Annotated in this window: 17 protein-coding genes and 1 pseudogene; 10 read left to right on the top strand and 8 right to left on the bottom strand. The window is 66.5% G+C overall.

The window, feature by feature from the left end; genetic code table 11:
• Window positions 1-73 precede the first annotated feature (73 nt).
• Window positions 74-403: pseudogene (locus C995_RS0106130) on the bottom strand (ATP-binding cassette domain-containing protein); the annotation flags it as partial.
• Between the two features lie 173 nt (window positions 404-576).
• Here C995_RS0106130 and C995_RS0106125 point away from each other — a divergent pair.
• Window positions 577-1,203, top strand: coding sequence for a hypothetical protein (locus C995_RS0106125; protein ID WP_018864084.1), 627 nt, complete (start codon window positions 577-579; stop codon window positions 1,201-1,203).
• A 26-nt stretch (window positions 1,204-1,229) separates the two neighbouring features.
• Window positions 1,230-1,544, top strand: coding sequence for a DUF2007 domain-containing protein (locus C995_RS0106120; RefSeq protein WP_018864083.1), 315 nt, complete (start codon window positions 1,230-1,232; stop codon window positions 1,542-1,544).
• 35 nt (window positions 1,545-1,579) lie between these two features.
• On the opposite strand, the gene C995_RS0106115 is transcribed toward C995_RS0106120, so the two are convergent.
• Entirely contained in the window at window positions 1,580-2,365 is a 786-nt protein-coding gene (locus tag C995_RS0106115; RefSeq protein WP_018864082.1) for a lytic transglycosylase domain-containing protein, read from the bottom strand.
• Between the two features lie 58 nt (window positions 2,366-2,423).
• On the opposite strand from C995_RS0106115, the gene C995_RS0106110 reads away from it, so the two are divergent.
• From C995_RS0106110 to C995_RS14220, 3 genes are read left to right on the top strand one after another with little or no spacing between them, the layout of a single operon-like run.
• Entirely contained in the window at window positions 2,424-3,230 is an 807-nt protein-coding gene (locus tag C995_RS0106110) for a biotin--[acetyl-CoA-carboxylase] ligase (protein WP_018864081.1), read from the top strand.
• On the top strand, window positions 3,223-3,969 hold the full coding sequence (locus C995_RS0106105; RefSeq protein WP_018864080.1) for a type III pantothenate kinase: 747 nt from the start codon (window positions 3,223-3,225) through the stop codon (window positions 3,967-3,969). Before C995_RS0106110 ends, C995_RS0106105 begins: the two co-directional genes overlap by 8 nt.
• A complete protein-coding gene (locus tag C995_RS14220) occupies window positions 3,966-4,142 on the top strand; it encodes a hypothetical protein (protein ID WP_156015484.1) in 177 nt (58 codons plus the stop codon). Before C995_RS0106105 ends, C995_RS14220 begins: the two co-directional genes overlap by 4 nt.
• A gap of 1 nt (window position 4,143) precedes the next feature.
• Here C995_RS14220 and C995_RS0106095 read toward each other — a convergent pair whose 3' ends face one another.
• On the bottom strand, window positions 4,144-5,769 hold the full coding sequence (locus C995_RS0106095) for a DUF255 domain-containing protein (RefSeq protein WP_018864078.1): 1,626 nt from the start codon (window positions 5,767-5,769) through the stop codon (window positions 4,144-4,146).
• 166 nt (window positions 5,770-5,935) lie between these two features.
• On the opposite strand from C995_RS0106095, the gene C995_RS0106090 reads away from it, so the two are divergent.
• From C995_RS0106090 to C995_RS0106075, 4 genes are all read left to right on the top strand, one after another.
• Window positions 5,936-6,883 (top strand): hypothetical protein, encoded by a 948-nt coding sequence (locus C995_RS0106090; protein WP_038080765.1) that lies wholly within the window; start codon window positions 5,936-5,938, stop codon window positions 6,881-6,883.
• A gap of 99 nt (window positions 6,884-6,982) precedes the next feature.
• Window positions 6,983-8,078, top strand: a protein-coding gene (gene prfB, locus C995_RS0106085; RefSeq protein WP_231362414.1) for a peptide chain release factor 2 whose coding sequence is annotated in 2 segments (ribosomal slippage) — window positions 6,983-7,054 and window positions 7,056-8,078 — 1,095 coding nt in all. Because the reading frame shifts where the segments join, the coding sequence is not laid out codon by codon here.
• Between the two features lie 24 nt (window positions 8,079-8,102).
• Window positions 8,103-9,593: a lysine--tRNA ligase gene (gene lysS / locus C995_RS0106080; RefSeq protein WP_018864075.1), complete on the top strand. Its 1,491-nt coding sequence runs from the start codon at window positions 8,103-8,105 to the stop codon at window positions 9,591-9,593.
• 111 nt (window positions 9,594-9,704) lie between these two features.
• On the top strand, window positions 9,705-10,850 hold the full coding sequence (locus C995_RS0106075) for a PQQ-dependent sugar dehydrogenase (RefSeq protein WP_018864074.1): 1,146 nt from the start codon (window positions 9,705-9,707) through the stop codon (window positions 10,848-10,850).
• A gap of 76 nt (window positions 10,851-10,926) precedes the next feature.
• On the opposite strand, the gene C995_RS0106070 is transcribed toward C995_RS0106075, so the two are convergent.
• Window positions 10,927-11,430, bottom strand: coding sequence for a heme-binding protein (locus C995_RS0106070; RefSeq protein WP_018864073.1), 504 nt, complete (start codon window positions 11,428-11,430; stop codon window positions 10,927-10,929).
• 213 nt (window positions 11,431-11,643) lie between these two features.
• On the opposite strand from C995_RS0106070, the gene C995_RS0106065 reads away from it, so the two are divergent.
• Window positions 11,644-12,681, top strand: a complete 1,038-nt coding sequence (locus tag C995_RS0106065) for an acyltransferase family protein (protein ID WP_026278979.1) — start codon at window positions 11,644-11,646, stop codon at window positions 12,679-12,681.
• 5 nt (window positions 12,682-12,686) lie between these two features.
• On the opposite strand, the gene C995_RS0106060 is transcribed toward C995_RS0106065, so the two are convergent.
• The 4 genes from C995_RS0106060 to C995_RS0106045 form a co-directional block, all read right to left on the bottom strand.
• Window positions 12,687-13,421, bottom strand: coding sequence for a hypothetical protein (locus tag C995_RS0106060; protein ID WP_018864071.1), 735 nt, complete (start codon window positions 13,419-13,421; stop codon window positions 12,687-12,689).
• A gap of 112 nt (window positions 13,422-13,533) precedes the next feature.
• Window positions 13,534-13,737: a DUF2892 domain-containing protein gene (locus tag C995_RS0106055; protein ID WP_018864070.1), complete on the bottom strand. Its 204-nt coding sequence runs from the start codon at window positions 13,735-13,737 to the stop codon at window positions 13,534-13,536.
• Window positions 13,738-13,846: 109 nt separating this feature from the next.
• On the bottom strand, window positions 13,847-14,050 hold the full coding sequence (locus tag C995_RS0106050) for a DUF2892 domain-containing protein (RefSeq protein WP_018864069.1): 204 nt from the start codon (window positions 14,048-14,050) through the stop codon (window positions 13,847-13,849).
• Window positions 14,051-14,425: 375 nt separating this feature from the next.
• Window positions 14,426-15,730: a citrate synthase gene (locus tag C995_RS0106045; RefSeq protein WP_012982404.1), complete on the bottom strand. Its 1,305-nt coding sequence runs from the start codon at window positions 15,728-15,730 to the stop codon at window positions 14,426-14,428.
• Window positions 15,731-15,794: the final 64 nt, after the last annotated feature.

Raw genomic sequence — 15,794 nt, 5'->3', positions numbered from 1 at the left:
CTACTATGGTCAGGGACTTTTCGCATAGGCCTTGTTCGGATGCAGATGATGGCCGAAAGCGCCCGTCCGCCGGGCCCCTGAGTTGCGGCGGTGTGCGGTTCATAGCGTGGTCGACCCCGACCATCTTCAGGTACTTCTCGGCAGGCTCAAGGCGCTTCTGCCTGCTCCAGTAGGGTCAGTGGGTTCGGACCGCGAACATCACGTTGCCGTAGGAGGGCGAGGTCAGGCCAGCGAGCGCGTTCAGGATGCTGGACTGGCCGCAGCCGGAGTGGCCGATCAGGCAGACTAATTCGCCTTGCTGGATCTCCAGGTCCACCCCTTCGAACACCCTCATGAGGTCGCTGGAGTCGGGCTGCGGGAAGCGTTGGTTCAGATTCTCGAGTTCGAGGAATCCGTTGCTCATGGTTGTACTCCTGGTTGAGCGACGCCGACTCTACAGCTAGCGAGAGCAACAGCCGTGGGCGGCAAGCCCCCGGCCCGCGTGGAAGAACCGGGTGCCGTATGGGGTGTTCGTTATACTGGGACATTGATGCATTTACGCGATGGCTTGGTCCATCGTCGGCAGGAGAGAACGCCTTGGCCAGTTTCACGATCACCTTGCATGCCCGCACCGCGGACGAGCCCGACATTCAGCGCGTGTCCGTGACCGCGGGCGGGGACGAGGAGCTGCCGGAATACGGCCAGGTCTGGGTATGGGACATCCTCTTCGCCCAGCAGTTGTTCGCCCTTGGGGAGACGCAGACGGCGCAGGAGCTGAAGGAAACCCTGGAGCTGTGGGCGGTGAACATGTCCAGCAAGGTGTTCCAGCCGCACGGCCATATCCTGGCGAAGGGCTACCTGGACCTGTCGGAGGACCTGAAGTTGGTGGGCCCTGACGATGAACGCCCGGCTCCTGCCGGCGGCGATCGCGAGATCGTCGTGACCGTGACCGGACAGGCCGGCCAGCTGCCCGATGTGGCGGTCAGTCCGGAGGCGCTGGAGGCCGAGGAGCGCAAGAACCTCGTGCTGGGCCTGGGGCAGTTCTTCAACTTTGACAATCCGATGTTTGCGCGCGAGCTGCCGATCCATGTGCTCGCGATGCGCAAGTACCACGCGGACATCCACGAGCCGCACACCCGCGAGGCCCTGGACGAGGCCCCGTTCTACGCCATCCAGAAGGCGATGGAATACTTTCAGGCGGCCAACCAGGGCACGGTGCAATAGGACGTACTGACTGCTAGGGTCGGGACATGCGTACTGTTTACACCGCAGCCGACCCGGTGATGGCCGGGTTCATCGAGAACCTCCTGCAGGAGGCTGGCATCCCCGCCTATGTGGCCCAGGCCGGGCTCTATGGCGCCGCGGGCGAGATCCCGCCGACCGAGTGCTGGGGGCGGGTGATGGTGGTGCACGAGGCCCAGGCCGAGCAGGCCCGCGAGCTGATCGTGGAGTATCTGGAAGGCGAGCCCGACCACGACGGGAAGGAATGGAAGTGCTCGCGCTGCGGCGAGCGGATCGAGCCGCAGTTCACCCAGTGCTGGAACTGCGGTCGCGAGCGGCGCTGATTCTCCACCGCCCGCGCGCTGCGCAGGGCGTCTTTCTAGCGAATCCCGTTACCCGAGCCGTACTGGGCCCGTACCCGCTGGATGTAGGTCCGCGTCTCGGGGAAGGGCGGTACGCCGCCGTGGCGCTCCACCGCCCCCGGGCCGGCATTGTAGGCGGCCAGGGCCAGGTCCAGATCCCCGTCGAAGCGCTGCAGCATCTCGGCCAGGTAGCGCGTGCCGCCATGGATGTTCTGGGCCGGGTCGAAGCGGTCGGTCACGCCCAGGTCGGCGGCGGTGGCCGGCATCAGCTGCATCAGGCCGTGCGCGCCCACCCGCGAGACGGCCTCGGGGTCGAAGCAGGACTCGACGTGAATCACCGACTGTACCAGGGCCGGGTCGACACCGTTGTGGCCTGCGGCGTCGCGGATCAGGTCGGCGAACTCGCCACCGCCGCTGGCCAGGGCCTGGCGGGCCCGCTCGCCGCAGCGCGCCCGGGCTGTCGGGCGGCCGTAGGTGGCGATCAGGTTCATGTTGGCGTCCTGGCTCCGCTGGTTGGTGACCAGGCGCTGGCCGTCGGGGCCCTCGAACACGAAGATCTCGCTGGGCGACCAGCCACCGCCCGAGGATGACCTGCCAGGCGTGGCGGCGGTGCCGGGGCGCTGGGGCGAGGGCACGGTCTCGTACTCGATGCCTTCGGGGCGCTGGTCCGTGATCACACGGGCACCCGAGGCGTCGTAATAGGTGTACAGCTCGGCCTGGGCGGGCAGGGCGAGGATGCCGGCGGCCAGTAGCAACGCCGGCAGCGCGCCCGCGAAACGCTTACCATGTGTACGATTGCGCAACCGAATCCCCCTTGCCGCCCACGCCCGCATGAACGCTCCCCAGACGACCGATCCCATTATGGCGCCGGAAACCGCGCAACTGGAAGGGCTGCTGCGCGGGGCCCTGGCGGGAGCCGCGCTGGAACCGCCGCAGGTGGAGGTACTGGAGCGGGTGGATTCCACCAATGCGCGGCTGCTCGACTCCGCGGCGCAAGACGCCGGGCCCAGGGTCTGCCTGGCACGCGAGCAACTGGCAGGGCGTGGGCGGCGAGGCCGGGCCTGGGTGACGCCCTCGGATGCAGGTCTGGCCCTCTCGCTCTCATGGCCAGTTGCCGCCGGCCAGCGCGTGCCTGCGGCCTACCCGGTCGGGGTGGGCATTGGGGTCATCCGCGCGCTGGAGGCGCTGGGTGTGCAAGGGCCGGGTCTCAAGTGGCCGAACGACGTGGTGGTGGGCGCGGCGAAGCTGGGCGGGATCCTGGTCGAACAGCGGCTCCCCCGGTCGGATCGGCCCGGACGCCTGGTGGTGGGGATTGGCCTCAATCGATGCGGTTCCGGGGCGCTCGGCCTGGATCGCGAGGTAACCGACCTGGCCACCCTGTGCGGCGGTCAGGGCCCCGGCTGGCTGGAGCTGGCGGCCGAGGTGGCGGCCTGGCAGATGCGCCTGCATTCGCTGCTGATGGCGCAGGGGCTGGCGGCGCTGGGGGACGACCTCGACCGCCTCGATGCGCTGGCCGGATCCCGGATCCAGGTGCCGGATACGGGCCTGTCGGGCGTTGCCCGGGGCGTTTGTCTGGATTCGGGGCGTCTGCGCGTCGAGGACGAAACGGGCGTTCTCCATCATCTCGACGCGGGGGAAGTATCCATCCGGAGGCCCGGGCATGCCTGACTGCGCACTGATCGACATCGGCAGTACCCGAATCAAGTGGCAGCTTCGCGACAGGGCCGGTCATGTGCTGGACGAGGGTGCGAGCCTTGTGATCGAGGATTGCGCGCAAGCGCTGAAAGACATCGGTCTCGCGGTCTGGGCCGCCCGGGTCGGCAGCCCGGAGCGCCAGGCGGCGCTGGAAGCGGGGATGGGGGCGGTACCCATCCACTGGGTGGGTACGCAGGGTGACGGGCGTTATGGCGTGCGCAGTGACTATGCCGAGGGCCAGCTGGGTGTGGATCGCTTCTGCGCACTGGTGGCGGCCCGGGCGGAAGGGCGGGGACCCTGCGTGCTGGTCGATGCAGGGACCGCGATTACGGTCGACCTGCTGGATGCCGAGGGTCGGCACCGGGGCGGGTACCTGCTGCCGGGACGGCAGCTGGGCTGGGAATCGCTGCAGGCGCGACTGGCCGACCGCGTCGCCCCGCGTGATCCGGGGGGCTGGCCCGCCACCCTCGACCCGGCGCCGGGGCTTGGCAGCGAACCGGGCCTGGAACGCGGCCTGATGCTGGGCCTGTCCGGCGCGGTCGATCGCCTGATCGTCGAGGCCCGTACCCACTTGGGCAATGACACCGTCTGCTGGCTCCATGGTGGGGATGGCCCCTGGCTCGCCGGGCAGCTCACCGAGTTCGTTACCCGGCGCGAGAACCTGGTACTTGAGGGGCTGTGGCAGATCGCGCGCGCGGAGGGCGGCTCGTGATGCGCTGGCTCGTGGTGGTGCTGTTGCTGGCGAATCTGGTCCTGTTTGGCTGGAGCTGGCAGCAGGGGCACTGGGACGGCGACCCCTATGCGGATGTGCCCCCGGCGGAGCGGGGGACACAGCTGCTCGAGGATGGACAGGTCCGGGTCCGTCCCCTGGACGGGGACGACTGAGTCAGTCGTCCAGTCCCGGGATGCCGGCGCGCAGGGCCTGGAAGCCGATGGCCACGTCGTCGGGATCGGCGCCGGGCTCGATGTGCAGGCGGGCGCGGACCTTCTCCGGGTCGACGTGGGATTCTTCCACCGCTTCCTCCGGCAGGAGGTGCAGCCACCAGGCCAGGGCGGCCTGGCTACGGGTCTCGGACCAGGGCTCCAGCTCGGTGCCAATCCGTTCGGCATGCGCACCCAGTTCCTCGTCAAAGAATGGTTCCAGGCGGTCCAGGGTGGCTACCGGGTCGGGCAGGTCGGGCTTCTCGCCCTCCAGCGCCTCGATCGCCCGGGCCAGCTCCAGACGGGCGATCTCCGGCCAGATCTGGGAGGGCAGGTAGCCCTCCATCGCCGGGCGGCCGTCGGCGGTGATGCCGTGCAGGAAACCGGCCTCGGTACCCATATAGCGATCGAGCGCCTGCATGGCCTCGCGTGCCCATTCCAGCGTGTCCTCGTCCTCCATGACCCGCGCCATGTTGGCCAGGGCGGCGATCGCCTGGCCCGAGGTGTCCGCATAGGTGTTGCGGTCCACGCGCGGGGGATCGGTCTCGAGCCGTTCTTCCGGTTCGAGCTGGTAGTAGTCGCGATCCGCGTACTGGCTGTTGCCGAAGCGGGACTGACTGTCGTCCCACAGTTGCTCGCGCAGGTAGTCACGGATGCCTCGAGCGAATTCGGCGTGCTGCTCCTCTCCAAAGCGTTCATAGGCATCGGCATACATCCAGAGGAACGCGGCGTTCTGATCCAGTCGCTTGGACGTTTCGAGCGCCAGAACCGGATCCCGCTGGTCCCAGTCGTGGAAGAAGAAGAACCCGCCTTCCACCCCGTCGTAGAGGTCCGAGGCGACCTGATCAAGCATCGCGGGCATACGCTCTTCCCAGTCCTCTTCGTCGAGGAGGAAGCGGTAGGTCCAGGGCTGCGGGCGCTTGCTCAGCGTGCCGAAGGCCGCGCTGCCGCTCAGCCGATGGGCAGATCCGTCGTAGACCTCGCCGAGCATCTCGCGGAAGCTGTCGAGGTCATTGATGTCGGCATCGTCCGGGGTGATTTCGCGGCCGGTGACCGAGAACATGTCCCGCCGGGCCTCCAGGATGCCCTGAAGGTCGCGCGGATTCACATGCCCGGTAAAGCGGGTCAGCATCTCGTCCTCGTGGTTGACGATCACCACGAAGGGCAAGCCTCGGCCCCCGTAGCGACGGAACAGATCGGCGCGTTCGTCGAGGTCGACCAGGACCGGGATGTAGTGCTGGTCGATGGTGTCGACCACGTTGGGGTTCTCCAGTGACTCGTCCTGGAAGTCGCGGCACCAGGTGCACCACTGCCCGTGAAAGTAGAAGAAGATCGGCCGTTCGCGCTCCTTCGACTCCTCGAACAGATCGCTGTCCCAGGATTGCCAGTCGATCTGCGAACCCTCCGGATAGTCATCCACCTCGAAGCCGTTGTCGGGCCCGTTGTCCGGCGCCTCGGCAGGGCCAGCCGCACCTTGTGCCCCTGCAGCACCCGCCAGGGCCAGCAACGCAAGCCCCATAATGGGGATGGTCCAGCAGCGGAAAGCGGTGATCGACTGCGGGATGGTTGGGGAACGGCTGTAATCGTCCATGGCGCGTCCAAAGGTTTGGGCTGCTTAATACGGTAGACCACAACGGGGCGTTTGCTGTTCCTCGGGTGACCATTGCCTCGGTGGTAGCATGGTTGCGGTCGATTAAGGGGGGGAATCGGAATGTGTCTCTTGGGAGGCTTCAAGCCCCGGATGAGGGCGGCCTGAGATGGCGAGGGTGACGCTCCTGCTGCCCGGGCTTTTCCGCCGTGCCGAAGCCGCCTTGCCGAAGACCGGCGAGGATCCCCAGGCCATCCGGCACCTGTCCCGCTGGCTGGGTCGGGCGCGGCCGCTGGCGCCTGCGTCGGCGGGCTTCCGGGAGGGCTGGGAGACTCAGCTCGCGCGGCGGCTGGGTTTCGTGCAGCCGGTCTCGGGGCCGCGTCTATGGCTGGCGTGGCCCGTGCGGCTGACCCCGGGCATGAAGGATCTGGTCGCGGATCCGGTCTTCGAGGTCCACGAGGAGGAACGCGAGGCGTTGTGGGAGGCCGCTCGCCCGGATCTGGACGCGGCGGGCGCCACGCTGCGGCTGTCTTCGGGTGGCCTGTGGATCCTGGAGATGGAGGGCGAGGGTGATGGCTCGGGTCAGCCGCCCTCGACGGGATGGGGGCGCTCCATGAGTCGGGGCGCGATGGACAGCGATGTCGCGCGCCGCCTGCAGGTCCTCAACAATGCCCTGCAGATGAGCTGGTTCCAGCATCCGGTCAATCAGGCGCGAGAGCAGTCCGGGCGCGACCCTGTGCACGGGTTGTGGCTCTGGTCGCCGGGACGGCCGGAGGGGGGCACTGCGGTGCGTGCGGTCTGCGGCGGCGGGCCCGTCGCGCATTTTCTGGCGGACTGGACGGCGCTCGACTGGTCCCCCGACCCGGCATCTGCCGCGGAGATGGCGCGCGATACCGTCGTGGTACTGGATGCCCTGGCAGGCGCGCGCGACCTCGAGCGCCATGCGGAGGTCATGCAGTCGCTGGCCGATGATGTCGTGCGGCCCCTGCTGCCCCTGCTGCGAAGGGGGCACCTGGAGGCGCTGGAATTTCACGATCCGCAGGCGCGCTCCGAGGCGCCCCGGGTGCTGGAACGTCGCGACAGTCTGGCCTTCTGGCGGCGCGCGCGGCCCCTCTGACGCTGCCTGTCGGGTTGGTCCGAGCGCGCCAGACGTCTGGCCAGGGGTGTTATACTGCGCGGCTTTTCTGCCCACCCGGACACCGGAAATCGACGCATCATGGAACTGAATCCGCTGTATACCCAGATTGATGACCTGAAAGGCCGCCTGGAAGGCCTTAGGGGGTATCTTTGACTTCGCTGTCAAGGAAGAACGCCTAGAAGAGGTCCAGCGCGAGCTGGAAAACCCGGATATCTGGAACGACCCGGACCGGGCGCAGGCGCTGGGGAAGGAACGCGCCCAGCTCGAGAATATCGTCATCAACATCCGCGAGATCGGCACGCAGCTGGCCGACAGCCGCGACCTGCTGGAGATGGCCGAGGCCGATGACGATGCCGAGACGGCATCGGCGGTGGAGGCCGACGTCGCGGCCCTGACCGCGCGGGTCGAGGCGCTGGAGTTCCGGCGCATGTTCTCCGGCGAGATGGACGAGGCCAACGCCTATCTCGACATCCAGGCCGGCTCCGGCGGCACCGAGGCCCAGGACTGGGCCAACATCCTGTTGCGCATGTACCTGCGCTGGGCCGAGAACCACGGCTTCAAGACCGAGATCATCGAGCTCTCCGAGGGCGATGTCGCCGGTATCAAGAGCGCGACCGTGCGTATCGAGGGCGAATACGCCTTTGGCTGGCTGCGCACCGAGACCGGCGTGCACCGCCTGGTGCGCAAGTCGCCGTTCGACTCGGGCAATCGCCGGCATACCTCGTTCGCCTCGGTGTTCGCCTCGCCGGAGGTGGACGACAGCTTCGAGATCGAGATCAACCCGGCCGATCTGCGCGTGGACACCTACCGCGCGTCCGGGGCGGGCGGGCAGCACGTCAACCGGACCGAATCCGCGATCCGTATTACCCACGAGCCCTCCGGCATCGTCGTGGCCTGCCAGAACGACCGTTCGCAGCACAAGAACCGCGATACGGCGATGAAGCAGCTGAAGGCCAAGCTCTACGAGATGGAGATCCAGAAGCGCAACGCCGAGAAGCAGGCGGCCGAGGACGCCAAGTCCGATATCGGCTGGGGCAGTCAGATCCGCTCCTACGTGCTCGACCAGTCGCGGATCAAGGACCTGCGCACCGGCGTGGAGGTCGGCAACACCCAGGCCGTGCTCGACGGCGACCTGGACCAGTTCATCGAAGCCAGCCTTAAGAGTGGGCTGTAACGCTTTCTTTTACCGGGATTCCCGATGACCGAAACCACCGACGAGAACAAGCTGATCGCCCAGCGTCGCGCCAAGCTGAACGAGCTGCGCGAGGCCGGCCCGGCCTTCCCCAACGACTTCCGCCGTGATGCCCTGGCGGCCGATCTGCACGCCGCGCATGACGACACCGAAGGCCAGGCGCTGGAGGGGCAGGGGATTCGCGTGACCGTTGCCGGGCGCATGATCGGCAAGCGCGTGATGGGCAAGGCGAGCTTTGTCCGCCTGCGCGACCAGTCGGGAGACATCCAGCTGTTCGCCCAGCGCGACAGCCTGCCGGAGGGCGTTTACGCGGCCTTCAAGCACTGGGATCTGGGCGACATCGTCGGCGGGCAGGGCACGCTGTTCAAGACGAAGACCGGCGAGTTGACGGTCCAGCTGGACGATCTGCGCCTGCTGACCAAGAGCCTGCGCCCGCTGCCGGAGAAGTTCCACGGCCTGACCGATCAGGAACAGCGCTACCGCCAGCGCTACGTGGACCTGATCACCAGCCTGGACAGCCGCGAGCTGTTCCGCACCCGCACCCGGATCGTGCGCTACATACGCGAATACTTCGAGCGCGAGGATTTCATCGAGGTGGAGACCCCGATGATGCAGGTGATCCCGGGCGGCGCGACCGCGCGGCCGTTCGCCACCCACCACAATGCGCTGGACATGCCGCTGTACCTGCGCGTTGCGCCGGAGCTGTATCTGAAGCGCCTGGTGGTCGGCGGCTTCGAGAAGGTCTTCGAGATCAACCGCAATTTCCGCAACGAGGGGCTGTCCACCCGGCACAACCCCGAGTTCACCATGCTCGAGTTCTACGAGGCGTTCGTCGACTATCACGCGCTGATGGACCGTACCGAGACGCTGCTGCGGGGGCTGTGCGAGAACGTGCTGGGCACGACCACCATCGCGTACCAGGGCGAGACCTACGATTTCGGCCAGCCGTTCACGCGCATGACGGTGCGCGAGGCGATCCTCGAGCACAACCCGGAGATCAGCAGCGAGGACCTGGCCGATATCCAGAAGGTCCGTACGCATTGCGAGCGCCTGGAGATCCCGGTCAAGAAGAGCTTCGGCCTCGGCAAGCTGTGGACGGAGATCTTCGAGTACACCGCCGAGAACCGGCTGCGCCACCCGACGTTCATCACCGCCTATCCGACCGAGGTCTCGCCACTGGCGCGGCGCAGCGACGACGACCCGTTCGTGACCGACCGCTTCGAGCTGTTCGTCGGCGGACGCGAGATCGCCAACGGCTTCTCCGAGCTGAATGACCCCGAGGACCAGGCCGAACGCTTCCAGGCCCAGGTCGCGGAGAAGGACGCCGGCGACGACGAGGCGATGCACTATGACGCCGACTACATCCGCGCCCTGGAATACGGCCTGCCGCCCACCGCCGGCGAGGGCATCGGCATCGACCGCCTGGTGATGCTGCTGACCGACAGCGCCTCGATCCGCGACGTGCTGCTGTTCCCGCACCTGCGCCCGGAGGCCTGAAGCCGCCCCAGTCCGGCCGCGATTGGCATGCTGGATGGGCCGATCGCGGGAACACCGGGAAACCCTTCCGGTCGCATGGTTGTGGTTTCATGGAAAGAACGGGAGGTTGTCATGGCGAATTACGGTCCTGTCTGGCGCAGCCTGATCGGTACTGCGGCCGCCACGGCGTTGCTGGCCGGCGGTGCGCAGGCCGGCGAGACGGTCGAGTCCGGCATCAGCACCGAATACGAGCAGTTCGACCTGGTGCGAGTCGCGGGCGATCTGGAACACCCGTGGTCGGTGGCGTTCCTGCCCGGTGGTGGTTACCTGGTCACCGAGCGTACCGGTGCGCTGAAGCACATCCGCAGGGACGGTGAGGTGCGCGAGGTGGCGGGCGTGCCGGAGGTGGTGGCCCGGGATCAGGGCGGGCTGCTGGATGTATCACTGCACCCGGATTTCCGGGACAACGGGTGGGTCTACCTGACCTACTCGTCAGGTGATGAAGACCAGTCCTACACCGCGATGGGCCGTGGCCTGCTGGAAGATGGCGAACTGCACGAGTTCGAGAAGCTGTTCGAGCAGGATCGCGGGGGCGGTAATCATGGCCACTTCGGTTCGCGTCTGGGCTGGCTCTCCGACGGCACGCTGCTGATGACGATCGGTGATCGCCGCCAGGAAGAACGAGTCCAGGATCTGTCCACCCATACCGGAAAACTGTTGCGCCTGACCGAGGATGGCGAGGCGCCGGCGGACAACCCGTTTGCGGATCGTGATGATGCCCAGCCGCACATCTATGCCTACGGTCTGCGCAACTCGCAGGGGCTGGTGGTCGACCCCGCCGACGACACGATCTGGCTGACCGATCATGGCCCGCGCGGCGGGGACGAGCTCAATCGCATGGAGGCCGGCGGCAATTACGGCTGGCCGGATGTAACGCTCGGGCGTGAATATCCCACCGAGCGTCCGTTTGGCGAGGCACGCCGATCGGACGACGTGATTCCGCCGATCTACGAGTTCCTGCCGACGCTGGCGCCCTCGGGGCTGGCACTGGTCACGGCGGATCGCTTCGAGGCCTGGGAGGGCAATCTGCTGGCCGGTGGCCTGCGTGCCGAGCGCATCCTGCGCATCGTGATCGAGGATGACGAGGTGGTGCACATGGAGGAACTGCTGCACGGCAAGATCGGGCGTATCCGCGATGTGCGCGAGGGCCCGAACGGGCATATCTATGTGCTGACGGACGAGTCCGACGGCGGGCTTTACCGGATGGAGGCCCGATAGAGCGATCGACCGGGTCCGTGATGCTCGGTGGGTAGAAGGCCCTTCCTGGCGGGAAGGGCCTTTTTCGCTGGGCTGGTTACAAGAGCTCGTCCGCGATCGCGTCGATGCCCGCATTGGCGCATTCGTGGTCGATGTCTCCACTGGGTCCGCCGGAGACGCCGATGCCGCCGACGATCCGCCCGTTATCGGTGATCACCACGCCACCGCCGAGGATGCTCACGTTGGGCAGATGCTGGATGCCGTAGCTGGTTTCGTCCGGCATCGTCGAGTCGCGCAGTTCCAGGGTATCGGTGCGGAAGCTGACCGCTGTCCATGCCTTGGAGACGGCGGTATCGACCGTATGGGCCCCGGCGAAGCGGTCGCGCTTGACGGCCTGGGTGACACCGAACCGGTCCACTACAGCGACGGCGACCTGCGTGTCCTTGTCGCGGCAGGCTTCCATCGCGGCCTCGACCGCCTCCACCGCCAGCTCGGGGATGAGCGTCGGGATCGAAAAGGTGCCTTCGCTACTGTGTGCCGGATTGGCAGCAAAGGCCAGGGCACCGGCCAGAAACAACGGGGTGAGCTTGGTCATGCGCATGGGGATCACTCCTTCTCTGTGGTCTCGTCCTTTTTTCTAGTCATTGATCGAGCATTCCGCAATGTGAGCGGGACAAATCCGGCGGGCGAAACCTTCCCGCGATGGGTGACCTTTTTGCGCGGATCGGGCACCGTCGTGTAGTGAGCACGAGTATCGATAGCGCACGGAGGAAGGCGGGTGCGGAACAGTAGGGCCAGGGAGGGCCAGCGAAGGCTGGAAGGGGTCGATGTGGCCCGTGCACTGGCCATGATCGGCATGCTGATGGTGCATGTGGGCCCCACGCGCCTCGATTCCGTTGCGGGGCAGTGGTATGCCCTCCCACACGGGCGGGCCTCCGTGTTGTTCATGCTGGTGGCCGGTGTCGGCATCTCGTTCCTGGCGGCTTCGCGGCGTGTGGCGGCCGAGGGTCTGTCCGGCCAGCTCCTGTGGCGTGCCCTGCTGCTTTTCCCGCTGGGTCTGGCGCTGCAGGCGATGCAGGACGAGCTGAATGTGATCCTGCAGACCTACGCCCTGTTCTTCGTGCTCTCGATCGGGCTGGTGCGGTTGCACACGACGGTGCTCCTGCTGGTGGGCCTGTTCGCCCTGGTACTGGGGCCACCGCTGTACCTGTACGGTCAGATGCTGGACCCCGAGACCTTTCAGCGGGTGGGTATCGGGCCCGACAATCCCCCTGGCGTGATGCTGCACGCCCTGCTGTTCTCGGGGCCCTATCCGCTGGTTACCTGGATCGTGCCCTTTGTGGTCGGCCTGTGGCTGGGCCGCTGCGACCTGCGCAGCGATCAGCTGCGGCTGCGGATGCTGCTGGTCGGGGTCCTCGTCGCCGGGGTGGCCTGGGCGCTGCATGTCACGCTCTTTGCCTGGTGGGGCGAGCCGGGCGGGGGGCTGCGCTGGGCCGATCTTGCCGACATGAAGGCGCACAGCCAGCGACCGCTATGGCTGCTGAACGCCACCGGTGTGGCGGTTGCTGTGCTCGCCGTGTGTCTGGTCGCGGCGGATCGTCTCGGGCGTGCGCTGTGGCCGCTGGTCGCGACCGGGCAGCTGGCACTGACCTTCTACGTGCTGCACCTGGTCGTGATCGCCCTGTGGCGCGAGGGAGTGGTCTTCAAGCAGGACGTTGGACTCGCACTGGTGGTGGCGGTGGTCTTCACGGGGCTTTTCATGCTGTTTGCGGTGGGCTGGCGCCGGCTGTTCCGCAAAGGACCCCTGGAGATCCTGCTCGTGGTCCCGTGGGCCTGGCGGCGTAACGGATAGTCCACTTAGGCCGGGGAGCTGGCTTGTCGTGCGAGGCTGCGCGTGGCCTGACGAAACACCGGGCGCAGCGGCTTGTTGAGGAAGGTTCGGGCCCGGCCCGGGGCAATGCCCTGGTGATAGCAGAACAGGGCCAGCGCATAGACGAGATCGTCGCGCCCGAGCGAGGCCTGGCGTTCCGCGCTCGGGGCGCTGCAGGAGCCGCAGCCACCGACCCGTACGTGGAAGGCCGTGTTGGCGAGCATCACCCCGAATCCCATCTGTGTGGCCAGCAGTTCGGCCACATGCCCCTCGTTGCCTGCCTGAGAGGGGGCGGGTTCCGCGGCGGTGGGGAGCAGTCTCAGCGCGATCTCGCGGGCGAAGTGGCCGATCAGGGCCTCGTTCTCGCCGACCAGCCGGGGGTCGTAGGGGATCGGAATGGATTCGGGGCGGGGCGCATGGCCCCAGGAGCCCATCGGCACCGGGTCATCCAGCAGGTCATCCGGCTGCGCGAGCCGAAACGGGCCGTCGGCAAAGCCGGCATGGCTGCACACGGCGTCGAACACGATCTGCGCCATCCCGTGGCGGGTATCCGCCTGCCCGGGGAAATGCTCGCGAATCGGCAGGACCAGGTGGGCCTGACCGAGCGGGCGCGCCCAGGCGGGTTGGCGTCGCGCCCACAGGGTCACGGCGCGGACCCACTGGCGGGCCTCGGTGTCGGGTTCGGGGGCGCGCTGGAACAGACGCGGGATCAGCGAGAGCATCGTGGGAGGCGGGTTTGGGTGCCCCTCCATTGTGCTCCAGGGCGGGGCGTTTTGCAGGCCCTGAAAGCAATAAGGCCCGGGCATGATGCCCGGGCCTTGCCGTATGGCCGGCCTAGCTGAAGGCCTCGCCGGGCTTGACGCCCATGGCCTTCAGGATCATGGCCAGCGGGCAGAAGCCGGTGAACGCGGACTGCAGCAGGTTGAAGCCGACAAACAGGGTCAGCAGCAGCCACCAGGGGCTGAACACCCAGGCCAGGATGGCACTGAGGATGACGACGGTGCCGGCGAAGGCAAGGACAATGCGATCGATGCTCATGGGGTTCCTCCCGGTTTATCTATTAGACAAATCTAATATGGGCCCGCGGACACAGAAATACAAGGGCCCATCGATCAATGGGCCCGTGCACGTGTCGGAACTGGTCGGTTCAGTGGAAGATCTCGCCCGGCTTCATGCCCAGGCTCTTGAGCACCATGGCCAGGGGGCAGAAACCGGTAAAGGCAGACTGGATCAGATGGACGCCGATAAACACCGTCAGCAAGAGCCACCACCCACTGGCGGCCCAGGCCAGCAGGGCACTGATCAGCACGACGATCCCGGCGAAGACCAGGAAAAAGCGATCGAGATTCATGGACGGTCCCTCCCTTGTGTCCGTCATCTAACCAGTAGATAGCACTGGCGCAGTCGCACGGCAAGGGAAGGGGAGCGCCAAGGGAAACACTGATTAATGTACACGCTCGCGTTGGTACCCCAGGTTTTCCGAGACAAGGCGCGTCGTGCAGTGGGTAGTGGTTCTACCCGCAAGCGGCGCAACGCAGGATCGGGGAACCTGGGGTTCCAACCCCGAAGGGGCTCGGCCGCCCGTTGTTGATCAAAAACGGGCGCGGGAACGGCGTTGCGGCTCCCTTGTGCAGAATGACTGCACGGCAGTCACCGCGCCTTGTTCGCACGCAAAAGCGACTCGAGCGCGAGCGTGTACATTGATCAGTGTTTCCCTAGAACGTTTCTAGCGTTCCTCGATCGCGATGTATTCGCGCGAGGGGTGGCCGGTGTAGAGCTGGCGCGGGCGGCCAATGCGCGATTCCGGGTCCTGCATCATTTCGTTCCAGTGCGAGATCCAGCCCACCGTGCGGGCGAGCGCAAAGATCACGGTGAACATGTTCAGCGGGATGCCCATCGCGCGCAGGATGATGCCGGAATAGAAATCGACGTTCGGATAGAGCTTGCGCTCGATGAAGTAGTCGTCCTCCATCGCAATCCGCTCCAGTTCCATCGCGACGTCGAACAGCGGCTGGTTGTCGGCGCCCATGTCGCCCATCTCGGCCAGCAGCTCGTGGCACATCTTGCGGATGATCTTGGCCCGCGGGTCGTAGTTCTTGTACACGCGGTGGCCGAAGCCCATCAGGCGGAACGGGTCGTTCTTGTCCTTCGCCCGGGCGACGAAGTCCTGCACGCTCTTGTCGGAGTTCACGATCTCCTCGAGCATGCGCACGACCTTCTCGTTCGCGCCCCCGTGCAGCGGGCCCCACAGCGAGGCGATGCCGGCCGAGATCGCGGCAAACGGGTTGGCCTCGGAGGAGCCGGACAGGCGCACGGTGGAGGTCGAGGCGTTCTGTTCGTGATCCGCATGCAGGATCAGGATCAGGTCCAGCGCGCGCACGAACACCGGGTTCGGCTGGTAGGGCTCGCTGGGCACGCCGAACATCATCGACAGGAAATTGGCGGTGTAGGACAGGTTGTTGTCCGGATACATGAACGGCTGGCCGTGGGCGTACTTGTACGACCAGGCGGCGATGGTCGGCATCTTGGAGATCAGCCGGTGCGCGGCGATGCGCCGATGTTCCGGGTTATGCACGTCGACGTTGTCGTGATAGAAGGCCGACAGCGCGCCCACCACGCCGACCATGATCGCCATCGGGTGTGCATCGTGACGGAAGCCGTCGAAGAAGCGGCGCACCGCCTCGTGCAGCATCGAGTGTTCCTTGATGATGCGCGAGAAGTCGTGCAGGTCGTCGGAGGAGGGCAGCTCGCCGTTCAGCAGCAGGTAGCAGACCTCGAGATAGGTGCTCTCTTCCGCCAGCTGTTCGATCGGGTAACCACGGTAGAGCAGGGTGCCTTCGTCCCCGTCGATGAAGGTCACATCCGAGCGGCAACTGGCCGTGGACATGAACCCCGGGTCATAGGTGAAGTAGCCGAGCTCCTTGTACAGCGCACGGATGTCGATGCAGTTGGGGCCGTGGGCGCCTTCCTGGATCGGCAGCTCGATGCTCTTGCCGGTGGTGTTGTCGGTCAGAGTGACGGTCTTGCTCATGTAGGGGCCTCGGGGTTCGCTAGGTTGTCCGAACGAGCGGCTAAAACGGGCATGGTAAACGATC

This window comes from Thioalkalivibrio sp. ARh3 (assembly GCF_000377265.1).
GTDB classification, from domain to species: Bacteria; Pseudomonadota; Gammaproteobacteria; order Ectothiorhodospirales; family Ectothiorhodospiraceae; genus Thioalkalivibrio; species Thioalkalivibrio thiocyanoxidans.
This window is presented reverse-complemented; position numbering and strand designations above follow the sequence as displayed.